This window comes from Streptomyces phaeochromogenes (assembly GCF_001418655.1).
In the GTDB taxonomy this organism is placed as follows: Bacteria; Actinomycetota; Actinomycetes; order Streptomycetales; family Streptomycetaceae; genus Streptomyces; species Streptomyces phaeochromogenes.
In genome coordinates, this window is the sequence record NZ_LIQZ01000263.1 from 1 (window position 1) to 12,009 (window position 12,009).

Sequence of the window (12,009 nt, forward strand, 5' to 3'; positions counted from 1 at the left end):
CAGGAACTCCCCGACGCGTTCTGCGTGTACCAGGCGGGAGGGGCGTAGTCGATGGTGAACTCGCCCGTCGTCTCGACGGCGGACTCCGCGTCGGACTGGTCATCGCCGGGTGTGGCCCAGCCCCCGCGGATCCCGTCCCGATCGCTGTTCACAATTCCTCCTGGTGTGGTCGAGCACCCTCATACCGAGCTGGGGCGACCGTTCCGATCGTCCGAGGCCGTCCGTCGCGCCCCGGATCCCCCTGTCTGACGCGGCGGCCCCGTCCCCGGGTTCTGCTGCCGCGCCCACCCCAGCCTAATCACCACAACCACCCCCACGGCAGGCCCGTCCACCCCTCCGGTCCCAGCCACTGCGTCACACTCTGCCCAGAAGTGACGTATGAACGGCCTTGTACGGACGGCAAAGTGGACAAAAGCGCGCTTAAGAAGCGCGTCTCCACCCCACCGTGCAGCACTCCGACACAACAAGGCGCTGCCCCGACACAACAAAGGGGACCGGTGGCATACAAGCCACCGGCCCCTCGTGCGCCCGAAGGCGACTGCGCCGCTACTCAGCTACTCCTACTCGGCTACTCCGCCGAAACCCCACCATTGTGCGGCGCAGGCTCCAGATCGAACTCGCCGTCGCGCGCCCCCAGCACGAAGGCCCGCCACTCCGCCTCCGTGTACCGCAGGACCGTGTCCGGGTCGAGGGACGACCGCATGGCCACCGCGCCCCCGAGCAGGTACGCGATCTCGACCCGCTCCTCGTGCTCCTCCGTGCCCGGCGCGCTCTGCCATTCGACGCCCGAGATGTCGAGGGCGTAGAGCTCGTCCTTCTCCCGCTCCTTGCGCGCCTTGACGTCCTTGTCCTCTGCCTCGGCCATGGCGAAGCGACCCCTTCCCGGCGTACGCGTCCGACGTACGGCCCCGACCTGACGAACGAACTGTCGCGTCACCCTACTGGGACCGCCCCTGGCCTCCCCGGACTCCGGGAACCCCGGTCGGTGGGACCCCCACCTCCTGGTACCCTGTGTGACGGCCGTATGTGTACGCACCCCCGGACCGCCCCTCAAGGGCCCTGGAGGACGCGCCCAGCGGATCCCCGCCTCCCGAGTTACGGAAGCTCCCCTGAGATGTGGACCAGGGGCACTCGGTGGCTACTCAAAGACTACGAGGAGTACGCGTGTCGCTCGACGCCGCTACGAAGAAGCAGCTCATCACCGAGTTCGGTCAGAAGGAGGGCGACACCGGCTCCCCCGAGGTCCAGGTCGCGATGCTCTCGCGCCGTATCTCGGACCTGACCGAGCACCTCAAGACCCACAAGCACGACCACCACTCCCGTCGTGGTCTGCTCATCCTGGTCGGTCAGCGCCGTCGCCTCCTGCAGTACCTGGCGAAGAAGGACATCCAGCGCTTCCGTGCGCTGGTCGACCGCCTGGGCATCCGCCGCGGTGCGGCGGGCGCCAAGTAAGACGCCGTGAAGGGAGCGGTTCCCACTCTTAGGGGGCCGCTCCCTTTGCTGTACGTGCGGAGTGTCACTGCACCTTTGTAGTGTGGTAGCACGACGCAGTTTCACGAGGAGAAGTGCACCTCGCCGCCGCCGGTCCTCGGTAGTGGCTCCCGGGCGATGCGAACCCCGGGTGCTTCGATCGAAGACCGGCCCGCACCAGAAGGCGCGCTTCTCCGCCCACGTCCCCCCGCCACACGGGCGGATCGGGACAAAAGACGAAAAGTATCGGAGAAAACGCTAGTGGAGAACGAGACCCACTACGCCGAGGCCGTTATCGACAACGGATCCTTCGGCACCCGCACCATCCGCTTCGAGACGGGCCGCCTGGCCAAGCAGGCCGCCGGCTCCGCCGTCGCGTATCTGGACGACGACACCATGGTGCTGTCGGCCACCACAGCCTCCAAGAAGCCCAAGGAAAACCTCGACTTCTTCCCCCTCACGGTGGACGTCGAGGAGCGGATGTACGCCGCCGGCAAGATCCCCGGCAGCTTCTTCCGTCGTGAGGGCCGGCCCTCCGAGGACGCGATCCTCACCTGCCGCCTGATCGACCGCCCGCTGCGCCCGTCCTTCAAGAAGGGCCTGCGCAACGAGATCCAGGTCGTCGCCACGATCATGGCGCTCAACCCCGACCACCTGTACGACGTCGTGGCGATCAACGCCGCCTCCGCGTCCACGCAGCTGGCCGGTCTGCCCTTCTCCGGCCCGATCGGCGGCGTCCGCGTCGCGCTGATCAACGGCCAGTGGGTCGCGTTCCCGACGCACACCGAGCTCGAGGACGCCGTCTTCGACATGGTCGTCGCCGGTCGCGTCCTGGAGGACGGCGACGTCGCGATCATGATGGTCGAGGCCGAGGCCACCGAGAAGACCATCGCGCTGGTCGCGGGCGGCGCCGAGGCGCCGACCGAGGAGATCGTCGCCTCCGGTCTGGACGCCGCGAAGCCCTTCATCAAGGTGCTCTGCAAGGCCCAGGCCGACCTCGCCGCCAAGGCCGCCAAGCCCACCGGCGAGTTCCCGGTCTTCCTCGACTACCAGGACGACGTCCTGGAGGCCCTGACCGCCGCGGTCAAGAGCGAGCTCTCCCAGGCGCTCACCGTCGCCGGCAAGCAGGACCGCGAGTCCGAGCTGGACCGCATCAAGGAGATCGCCGCCGAGAAGCTGCTCCCGCAGTTCGAGGGCCGCGAGAAGGAGATCTCCGCCGCGTACCGCTCGCTGACCAAGTCCCTGGTGCGCGAGCGCGTCATCAAGGACAAGGTCCGCATCGACGGCCGAGGCGTCACGGACATCCGTACGCTCGCCGCCGAGGTCGAGGCCATCCCGCGCGTGCACGGTTCGGCGCTGTTCGAGCGTGGCGAGACCCAGATCCTGGGCGTCACCACCCTCAACATGCTCCGGATGGAGCAGCAGCTGGACACCCTTTCCCCGGTGACCCGCAAGCGCTACATGCACAACTACAACTTCCCGCCCTACTCCGTGGGCGAGACCGGCCGCGTCGGCTCCCCGAAGCGCCGCGAGATCGGCCACGGCGCGCTCGCCGAGCGCGCGATCGTCCCGGTCCTGCCCTCGCGCGAGGACTTCCCGTACGCGATCCGTCAGGTGTCCGAGGCCCTCGGCTCCAACGGCTCGACGTCCATGGGCTCGGTCTGCGCCTCCACCATGTCGCTGCTGAACGCCGGTGTGCCGCTCAAGGCCCCCGTCGCCGGTATCGCCATGGGCCTGATCTCCCAGGAGATCAACGGCGAGACGCACTACGTCGCCCTCACCGACATCCTCGGTGCGGAGGACGCCTTCGGCGACATGGACTTCAAGGTCGCCGGCACCAAGGAGTTCGTGACCGCCCTCCAGCTCGACACCAAGCTGGACGGCATCCCGGCCTCCGTCCTGGCCGCGGCCCTCAAGCAGGCCCGTGACGCCCGCCTCCACATCCTCGACGTGATGATGGAAGCGATCGACACGCCGGACGAGATGTCCCCGAACGCCCCGCGGATCATCACGGTCAAGATCCCCGTGGACAAGATCGGTGAGGTCATCGGCCCGAAGGGCAAGATGATCAACCAGATCCAGGAGGACACCGGCGCCGACATCACGATCGAGGACGACGGCACCATCTACATCGGTGCCGCCCAGGGCTCGCAGGCCGAGGCCGCCCGCGCCACGATCAACGGCATCGCGAACCCGACCATGCCGGAGGTCGGCGAGCGCTACCTGGGCACCGTCGTGAAGACGACGACCTTCGGTGCGTTCGTGTCGCTGCTCCCGGGCAAGGACGGTCTGCTGCACATCTCGCAGATCCGCAAGCTCGCCGGCGGCAAGCGCGTGGAGAACGTCGAGGACGTCGTCGGCGTGGGCTCCAAGGTCCAGGTCGAGATCGCCGAGATCGACTCCCGCGGCAAGCTCTCCCTGATCCCCGTGATCGAGGGCGAAGGCGACGATGAGAAGAAGGACGACACCGACAAGTGACGTCGAGTAGCTCCACGGCGACGGCCCGCACCTCCTCGGAGGCGCGGGCCGTCGCCCGTACCCAAACCCTGATCAAGGGCGAGAACGGCATCGGTACGGTCCGCAAGACCACCCTCCCCGGCGGCCTGCGCATCGTCACCGAGACCCTGCCCTCCGTGCGCTCCGCCACCTTCGGTATCTGGGCGCACGTCGGCTCGCGCGACGAGACGCCGGCTCTGAACGGCGCCACGCACTACCTGGAACACCTCCTCTTCAAGGGCACGCAGAAGCGCAGCGCCCTGGACATCTCCTCCGCCATCGACGCGGTCGGCGGCGAGATGAACGCGTTCACGGCGAAGGAGTACACGTGCTACTACGCACGCGTGCTCGACACCGACCTCCCGCTCGCCATCGACGTCGTCTGCGACATGCTCACGGGCTCGCTGATCCTCGAAGAGGACGTGAACGTCGAGCGGGGCGCGATCCTCGAAGAGATCGCCATGACGGAGGACGACCCGGGCGACTGCGTGCACGACCTGTTCGCGCACACCATGCTCGGCGACACCCCCCTCGGCCGCCCGGTCCTCGGCACGGTCGACACCGTCAACGCCCTCACCGCGGACCGCATCCGCCGCTTCTACAAGAAGCACTACGACCCGACCCACCTCGTGGTCGCCGCCGCCGGAAACGTCGACCACAACAAGGTCGTACGCCAGGTCCGGGCCGCCTTCGAGAAGTCGGGCGCCCTCAAGCAGCCCGACGCGACGCCGATCGCCCCGCGCGACGGCTCCCGCTCCATCCGTACGGCGGGCCGCGTCGAGCTCCTCGGCCGCAAGACCGAGCAGGCCCACATCGTCCTCGGCATGCCGGGACTGGCCCGCACGGACGAGCGCCGCTGGGCCCTGGGCGTCCTGAACACCGCGCTCGGCGGCGGCATGTCCTCCCGCCTCTTCCAGGAGGTCCGCGAGAAGCGCGGCCTCGCCTACAGCGTGTACTCGTACACCTCGGGCTTCGCCGACTGCGGTCTCTTCGGCGTGTACGCGGGCTGCCGCCCGAGCCAGGTGCACGACGTGCTGAAGATCTGCCGCGACGAACTCGACCAGGTCGCCGAGCACGGTCTGTCGGACGACGAGATCGGCCGCGCCATCGGCCAGCTCCGCGGCTCCACGGTCCTCGGCCTGGAGGACACGGGCGCGCTGATGAACCGTATCGGCAAGAGCGAGCTGTGCTGGGGCGAGCAGATGTCCGTCGACGACATGCTGACCCGGATCGCCTCGGTCACCCCGGACGACGTGCGGGAGGTGGCGCGCGAGATCCTGGGGCAGCGGCCCTCGCTGTCGGTCATCGGCCCGCTGAAGGACAAGCAGGCTTCCCGTCTGCACGAAGCGGTCGCGTAACCCTCGAATCCGGTAAGGAAGCAAGAAGATGAGCAAGCTGCGCGTGGCGGTCCTCGGTGCCAAGGGCCGCATCGGTTCCGAGGCGGTACGAGCTGTCGAGGCGGCCGAGGACCTGGAGCTGGTGGCCGCCCTCGGCCGAGACGACAAGCTGGAGACGCTGGTGGACGCCGGCGCCCAGGTCGTCGTCGAACTGACCACGCCCGCCTCGGTCATGGGCAACCTCGACTTCTGCGTCCGCCACGGCATCCACGCCGTGGTCGGGACGACGGGCTGGACCGACGAGCGCCTCGCGCAGCTGAACACCTCGCTCGCCGCCTCACCGGAGACGGGCGTGCTCATCGCCCCGAACTTCTCCATCGGTGCCGTCCTCACGATGAAGTTCGCGGAGGTGGCCGCGCCGTACTTCGAGTCCGTCGAGGTCATCGAGCTGCACCACCCGAACAAGGTGGACGCCCCGAGCGGCACCGCCCACCGAACGGCCCAGCTCATCGCCGCCGCCCGTCAGCGGGCGGGCAGTGCCGCGCAGCCCGATGCAACGGTCACGGCCCTGGACGGCGCCCGCGGCGCGGACGTCGACGGCGTCCCGGTGCACTCGGTCCGCCTGCGCGGTCTGCTGGCCCACCAGGAGGTGCTGCTCGGCGCCGAGGGCGAGACGCTCACCGTCCGCCACGACTCCCTCCACCACAGCAGCTTCATGCCGGGCATCCTGCTCGGCGTACGCCGCGTCGTGGACACCCCGGGCCTCACCTTCGGCCTGGAACACTTCCTGGATCTGAAGTAACCGCCATGGGCGCGAAGATCACATACGCCGTCACGGCGGCCGTCCTGGTCGTCTACTTCGTCCTGGTCGGCAGCCGGGGGGTGATGCTCATACAGAGCGGCACCCTGCTCACCGTCACCTTCGGCGTCGCCGTCCTCATCCTGCCGGTGATCGGCATCTGGTTCCTCTGGAAGAACACCCAGTTCGTCAGCAGGGCCAACCGACTCGCCGCCGAGCTCGACGCCGAAGGCGGCCTGCCCGTCGACGAGTTGAAGCGCACCCCGGCCGGCCGGATCGACCGCGACTCGGCGGACGAGGTCTTCGCCAGGCGCAAGGCCGAGACCGAGGACGCCCCCGACGACTGGCGCAGCTGGTTCCGGCTGGCCATCGCCTACCACGACGCCCGCGACACTCCCCGGGCCCGCAAGGCGATGCAGCACGCGATCGCGCTGCACGACGGGAAGCCTGTACGGGCCTGAGGCACCGACACCGACACACAGACACGGCGAAGGGGCCGGTCCGCACCCGCGGACCGGCCCCTTCACCATGCTGTCTGTGTTGCCTGCGCCGATCGTCAGGCGTGCCCGCGGTACTCGTCCGCCCAGACCTCGACGCCGTCCGCGGCCCGGTCGAACGCGTCGGGGCGCCCGAGGAAGTCCGCGTTGTGCGTGGTCAGCAGCTGTGTCGGCTCGGCACCGGAGCGGTCGGCGTTGATGACGACGAGCGCCTGCCCCTGCACGGTGCGCGGCAGCCCGAGCCAGCGCACCGGCTGCTGGACCGTCCGCACCGTCTGGACCTTCGCCCAGGGAGCCGTGCTCGTGATCAGGAAACGGACCCGGCGCAGCCCGTAAGCGCTCACCCACGCGCCCATCCGCAGCAGCCGCAGGGCACACACGATGACGAGCGCCGCGAGCCCCAGGAAGACCACGCCACCGGACCGATTGCCGGCCGCCACGACGATGACCGCCGCGAACAGCACGTACGACGCGAGCAGCAGCAGAAGTGCCGCCGCGGCGACGCGCCACGGTCCGGGCCGGTAGGGGCGTCGCCACTGGTCGCGATCGTCGAACGGCAGCGCGAGATCCTCGCCCGCCTCGTCGAAAGCGCGATCGGCGGTCAGAAAGGGCAGGGGCACGACTGATCCTCACTCAATCCACGCATGGACTATGCCCGGTGAGGCTACCTAGCGGGGTCTCCGGTCACCACCCTCGGGGGTCCATGGGGGTGCTCCCAGGCCATCCGGGCCGGAGGAGGGTCAACGGCCCTGCGACGCGTCCGACTGTTGCGTATGCGCAGGTGAGCTGTCGGCCGACAGGGCGGGCGTCCCTATGAGCAGGGAGCCCACGAGGCCCGCGACCACGGTGAGGCCCATGAGCCATCGGCCCGCGAGCTCACCGGCGGAGGCCCGCTGACGCGGTGGGGGAGTGACATTGCTGCGGAACCTGTCGGCTTCGGCGATGAAGGCGAACGGAACGGGCTCGCGCCGACGAAACATGAAGTGCGCTTCTCCTCTGGAGACTCGAAGGGGGTCTGACGGAACAGACGACTCGAACAAATCGCTGTCACCAATACAGACGAGCGAGAGCCCCAATTGGTGCCCAGTTTCACCGACTTCGCAGAAGTTCGGCGATGGATGTCGCGGCACGGCACCGAACGCCCCGTTGTCAGTGCCGGGCCGTAGAGTGGACGCCGCCCGAGACAGTGATGGGAAGGACCCTCCAAGCCGTGACCGACACACCCGCCGACGACCTCAAGCCCAGCTTCCGCAGCGATGTCACCGTCGAGCTGGTCAAGCACACCGCCTCCGACTCGGACGTGCTGTTCGCCGCCCGCGTCTCGACCGCTGGGGAGCAGTCCCTGGGCGAGCTGCAGAAGGACCCGGAGCGCTCAAAGGGCCTGATCAACTACCTGATGCGGGACCGGCACGGCAGCCCCTTCGAGCACAACTCGATGACGTTCTTCATCAGCGCCCCGATCTTCGTCTTCCGCGAGTTCATGCGTCACCGTGCGGGCTGGTCGTACAACGAGGAGTCGGGCCGGTACAGGGAGCTCCAGCCGGTCTTCTACGTCCCGGGGGAGTCCCGCAAGCTGGTCCAGGAGGGCCGCCCCGGCAAGTACGTCTTCGTGGACGGCACCCAGGCCCAGCAGGAGCTCACGGGCCGCGTCATGGAGGACTCCTACCGCCAGGCGTACGAGGCGTACCAGGAGATGCTCGCCGCCGGCGTGGCCCGCGAGGTCGCCCGTGCTGTCCTCCCGGTCGGCCTCTTCTCGTCGATGTACGCGACGTGCAACGCCCGCTCGCTGATGCACTTCCTCGGCCTGCGCACCCAGCACGAGCTGGCGAAGGTCCCGTCCTTCCCCCAGCGGGAGATCGAGATGGTCGGCGAGAAGATGGAAGCCGAATGGGCCCGGCTCATGCCTCTCACGTACGCCGCCTTCAATGCCAACGGGCGCGTGGCTCCGTAACGCACCTCCGTCACCCGGTCGGGCACATGTGTACGGGTCAACCATGCGAAGTGTCCGTATTGCGGCATTTCGAGAAGTTCATCTAGCCTGATCAAACGGACCCGGCACTGCTTGAACCCCCGAGCAGGCAGTGCCGGGCTCCTCCTTTGTCATGACTTGTCGCCGCCCCCGAGGGCAGACCGCACGTTGAGCAGCGAGTAGCGTGTTACCCATGGCTCCGACCTCCACTCCGCAGACCCCCTTCGGGCGGGTCCTCACCGCAATGGTCACGCCCTTCGCGGCGGACGGCGCACTCGACCTCGACGGCGCTCAGCGGCTCGCCACCCACCTGGTGGACGCAGGCAACGACGGCCTGATCGTCAACGGCACCACCGGCGAGTCCCCGACCACGAGCAACGCGGAGAAAGCGGATCTCGTACGAGCCGTACTGGAGGCGGTCGGCGACCGCGCCCACGTCGTCGCGGGCGTCGGAACGAACGACACGCGCCACAGCGTCGAGCTCGCCCGGTCGGCCGAGAAGGTCGGCGCACACGGTCTCCTGACCGTCACGCCGTACTACAACAAGCCCCCGCAGGAGGGCCTGTACCAGCACTTCAAGGTCATCGCCGACGCGACCGAACTCCCGGTGATGCTCTACGACATCCCCGGCCGCAGCGGTGTCCCGATCAACACGGAAACGCTGGTGCGTCTGGCCGAGCACCCGCGTATCGTCGCCAACAAGGACGCCAAGGGCGACCTGGGCCGTGCCAGCTGGGCCATCGCCAGCTCCGGCCTCGCCTGGTACTCCGGCGACGACATGCTGAACCTCCCGCTGCTCTCCGTGGGCGCGGTCGGCTTCGTCTCCGTCGTCGGTCACGTCGTCACCCCCGAGCTGCGGGCCATGATCGACGCGTACGTCAGCGGTGACGTCCAGAAGGCCACCGAGATCCACCAGAAGCTGCTTCCGGTCTTCACCGGCATGTTCCGCACCCAGGGTGTGATGACGACCAAGGCCGCGCTCGCCCTCCAGGGCCTGCCCGCCGGGCCGCTGCGTCTGCCCATGGTCGGCCTGTCGCCCGAGGAGACCGCCCAGCTCAAGATCGATCTTGCCGCCGGCGGGGTACAGCTCTAACCACAGACTTCACAACTGAATACGCACGACCCGCAGGCCGGAGGGCCTGCACCACCAGACAACTGCTACTGCACGAACGTCACGCGCGCCACGTGCCCTGCCAGGTACGTGGCGCGTGTGGTGAGGAGAGTCTTTTGAGTCATCCGCATCCTGAACTCGCCGCTCCGCCGGTCCTCCCGAAGGGCGGCCTGAGGGTCACCCCGCTCGGCGGCCTCGGAGAAATCGGCCGAAACATGACGGTCTTCGAATACGGAGGCCGCCTTCTGATCGTCGACTGCGGCGTGCTCTTCCCGGAGGAGGAGCAGCCCGGAATCGACCTGATCCTGCCGGACTTCAGTTCCATCAGGGACCGTCTCGACGACATCGAGGGCATCGTCCTCACCCATGGTCACGAGGACCACATCGGCGGCGTCCCCTTCCTCCTCCGCGAGAAGCCGGACATCCCGCTCATCGGCTCCAAGCTGACCCTCGCCCTCATCGAGGCGAAGCTCCAGGAGCACCGCATCCGTCCGTACACGCTCGAAGTCGCGGAGGGCCACCGAGAGCGCATCGGTCCCTTCGACTGCGAGTTCGTCGCGGTCAACCACTCCATCCCGGACGCCCTCGCGGTCGCCATCCGCACTCCTGCGGGCATGGTCGTCCACACCGGCGACTTCAAGATGGACCAGCTTCCGCTGGATGGTCGTCTGACAGATCTACACGCGTTCGCGCGTCTGAGCGAAGAGGGCATCGACCTCCTCCTCTCGGACTCCACGAACGCCGAGGTCCCGGGATTCGTCCCGCCCGAGCGCGAGATCTCGAACGTGCTGCGCCAGGTCTTCGCCGGCGCCAGCAAGCGGATCATCGTGGCCAGCTTCGCCAGCCACGTCCACCGCATCCAGCAGATCCTGGACGCGGCCCACGAGTACGGCCGCCGGGTCGCCTTCGTCGGCCGCTCGATGGTCCGCAACATGGGCATCGCGAGAGACCTGGGCTATCTGAAGGTCCCGCCGGGCCTGGTCGTCGACGTCAAGACGCTCGACGACCTCCCCGAGCGCGAGATCGTCCTCGTCTGCACGGGCTCACAGGGCGAGCCGATGGCCGCGCTGTCCCGCATGGCGAACCGCGACCACCAGATCCGCATCGTCCAGGGCGACACGGTGATCCTGGCGTCGTCGCTCATCCCGGGCAACGAGAACGCGGTCTACCGCGTCATCAACGGCCTGACCCGCTGGGGCGCCAACGTCGTCCACAAGGGCAACGCCAAGGTGCACGTCTCGGGCCACGCGTCCGCGGGCGAGCTCCTGTACTTCTACAACATCTGCAAGCCGCGCAACCTGATGCCGGTCCACGGCGAATGGCGCCACCTGCGCGCCAACGCCGAGCTGGGCGCCCTCACCGGCGTCCCGCACGACCGGATCGTCATCGCCGAGGACGGCGTCGTCGTCGACCTCGTCGAAGGCAAGGCCAAGATCTCCGGCAAGGTCCAGGCGGGATACGTGTACGTCGACGGCCTCTCGGTCGGCGATGTCGGCGAGCCCGCGCTGAAGGACCGCAAGATCCTCGGCGACGAGGGCATCATCTCGGTCTTCGTGGTGATGGACTCCAGCACGGGCAAGATCACCGGCGGTCCCCACATCCAGGCCCGCGGCTCGGGCATCGACGACTCCGCCTTCGCCGACGTCCTTCCGAGGATCAACGAGGTCCTGGAGAGGTCGGCCCAGGACGGCGTCGTCGAACCCCACCAGATGCAGCAGCTCATCCGCCGCACGCTGGGCAAATGGGTCTCCGACAACTACCGCCGCCGGCCGATGATCCTGCCGGTCGTGGTCGAGGTTTGAGCACCTCGTACGCGTGAACCCGGAGCGGGGCCCCTCGATTTGCATCGGGGCGCCCCGCTCCAGTACGTTTACGGCTCCGCCTGAACGGGAACCCGGCACAACTGCGTGTCCGGACCACCCCGACCGGGGCGGGAATTCCGACTCAGAACTTCTGATAAAGTCGGAGTCGCCGGAAAGGGAAACGCGAAAGCGAAAACCTGGAAAGCGCCGAGGAAATCGGATCGGAAAACGGTCTGATAGAGTCGGAAACGCAAGACCGAAGGGAAGCCCGGAGGAAAGCCCGAGAGGGTGAGTACAAAGGAAGCGTCCGTTCCTTGAGAACTCAACAGCGTGCCAAAAATCAACGCCAGATATGTTGATACCCCGTCTCCGGCCGTCATGGCTGGGACGAGGTTCCTTTGAAAAAGTCCTGCCGGGCATTGTTCCGGTAGGCGCACAGCGAGGACGCTGTGAACAGTCGGGCTTATTCCGCTCGACTGTTCCGCTCTCGTGGTGTCGTCCCGATTGCGGGAATACATTCACGGAGAG

At 68.0% G+C, this 12,009-nt stretch carries 12 protein-coding genes; 8 read left to right on the top strand and 4 right to left on the bottom strand.

Features of this window, described 5'->3' with window-relative positions; all coding sequences use genetic code 11:
• Together AOK17_RS53645 and AOK17_RS31075 are read right to left on the bottom strand one after the other, a co-directional pair.
• Positions 1 to 152: SCO5717 family growth-regulating ATPase (locus AOK17_RS53645; RefSeq protein WP_281198648.1), on the bottom strand; the 152-nt coding region annotated here is incomplete at its 3' end.
• Positions 153 to 568: 416 nt separating this feature from the next.
• The gene (locus AOK17_RS31075; protein WP_055615908.1) at positions 569 to 865 is read right to left on the bottom strand and encodes a DUF397 domain-containing protein; all 297 of its coding nucleotides are present in this window, start codon (positions 863 to 865) and stop codon (positions 569 to 571) included.
• Between the two features lie 299 nt (positions 866 to 1,164).
• On the opposite strand from AOK17_RS31075, the gene rpsO reads away from it, so the two are divergent.
• The 5 genes from rpsO (at position 1,165) to AOK17_RS31100 (ending at position 6,563) form a co-directional block, all read left to right on the top strand.
• A complete protein-coding gene (rpsO, locus tag AOK17_RS31080; RefSeq protein ID WP_019075416.1) occupies positions 1,165 to 1,452 on the top strand; it encodes a 30S ribosomal protein S15 in 288 nt (95 codons plus the stop codon).
• A gap of 279 nt (positions 1,453 to 1,731) precedes the next feature.
• Positions 1,732 to 3,948: a polyribonucleotide nucleotidyltransferase gene (locus AOK17_RS31085; RefSeq protein ID WP_055615909.1), complete on the top strand. Its 2,217-nt coding sequence runs from the start codon at positions 1,732 to 1,734 to the stop codon at positions 3,946 to 3,948.
• Entirely contained in the window at positions 3,945 to 5,324 is a 1,380-nt protein-coding gene (locus AOK17_RS31090; RefSeq protein ID WP_055615910.1) for a M16 family metallopeptidase, read from the top strand. Before AOK17_RS31085 ends, AOK17_RS31090 begins: the two co-directional genes overlap by 4 nt.
• 28 nt (positions 5,325 to 5,352) lie before the next feature.
• On the top strand, positions 5,353 to 6,105 hold the full coding sequence (gene dapB / locus AOK17_RS31095; protein WP_055615911.1) for a 4-hydroxy-tetrahydrodipicolinate reductase: 753 nt from the start codon (positions 5,353 to 5,355) through the stop codon (positions 6,103 to 6,105).
• A 5-nt stretch (positions 6,106 to 6,110) separates the two neighbouring features.
• Positions 6,111 to 6,563 (top strand): tetratricopeptide repeat protein, encoded by a 453-nt coding sequence (locus tag AOK17_RS31100; protein WP_055615912.1) that lies wholly within the window; start codon positions 6,111 to 6,113, stop codon positions 6,561 to 6,563.
• A 95-nt stretch (positions 6,564 to 6,658) separates the two neighbouring features.
• Here AOK17_RS31100 and AOK17_RS31105 read toward each other — a convergent pair whose 3' ends face one another.
• Together AOK17_RS31105 and AOK17_RS31110 are read right to left on the bottom strand one after the other, a co-directional pair.
• Complete coding sequence (locus AOK17_RS31105; RefSeq protein ID WP_055615913.1) at positions 6,659 to 7,219, bottom strand: hypothetical protein; 561 nt, start codon at positions 7,217 to 7,219, stop codon at positions 6,659 to 6,661.
• Between the two features lie 120 nt (positions 7,220 to 7,339).
• Entirely contained in the window at positions 7,340 to 7,579 is a 240-nt protein-coding gene (locus AOK17_RS31110; RefSeq protein WP_055615914.1) for a hypothetical protein, read from the bottom strand.
• 230 nt (positions 7,580 to 7,809) lie between these two features.
• Between AOK17_RS31110 and thyX the strand changes: the two genes are divergently transcribed.
• The 3 genes from thyX (at position 7,810) to AOK17_RS31125 (ending at position 11,481) form a co-directional block, all read left to right on the top strand.
• Positions 7,810 to 8,550, top strand: coding sequence for an FAD-dependent thymidylate synthase (gene thyX / locus AOK17_RS31115; RefSeq protein WP_055615915.1), 741 nt, complete (start codon positions 7,810 to 7,812; stop codon positions 8,548 to 8,550).
• A 211-nt stretch (positions 8,551 to 8,761) separates the two neighbouring features.
• The gene (gene dapA, locus AOK17_RS31120) at positions 8,762 to 9,661 is read left to right on the top strand and encodes a 4-hydroxy-tetrahydrodipicolinate synthase (RefSeq protein ID WP_055615916.1); all 900 of its coding nucleotides are present in this window, start codon (positions 8,762 to 8,764) and stop codon (positions 9,659 to 9,661) included.
• A gap of 134 nt (positions 9,662 to 9,795) precedes the next feature.
• Positions 9,796 to 11,481: a ribonuclease J gene (locus AOK17_RS31125; RefSeq protein ID WP_055615917.1), complete on the top strand. Its 1,686-nt coding sequence runs from the start codon at positions 9,796 to 9,798 to the stop codon at positions 11,479 to 11,481.
• The last annotated feature ends 528 nt before the right edge of the window (positions 11,482 to 12,009 follow it).

Bases quoted from the DNA above. Each gene is read 5' to 3' on its own strand.
- AOK17_RS31075 (WP_055615908.1), bottom strand. From the start codon at position 865: ATGGCCGAGGCAGAGGACAAGGACGTCAAGGCGCGCAAGGAGCGGGAG.
- dapB (WP_055615911.1), top strand. From the start codon at position 5,353: ATGAGCAAGCTGCGCGTGGCGGTCCTCGGTGCCAAGGGCCGCATCGGT.
- AOK17_RS31100 (WP_055615912.1), top strand. From the start codon at position 6,111: ATGGGCGCGAAGATCACATACGCCGTCACGGCGGCCGTCCTGGTCGTC.
- AOK17_RS31110 (WP_055615914.1), bottom strand. From the start codon at position 7,579: ATGTTTCGTCGGCGCGAGCCCGTTCCGTTCGCCTTCATCGCCGAAGCC.
- dapA (WP_055615916.1), top strand. From the start codon at position 8,762: ATGGCTCCGACCTCCACTCCGCAGACCCCCTTCGGGCGGGTCCTCACC.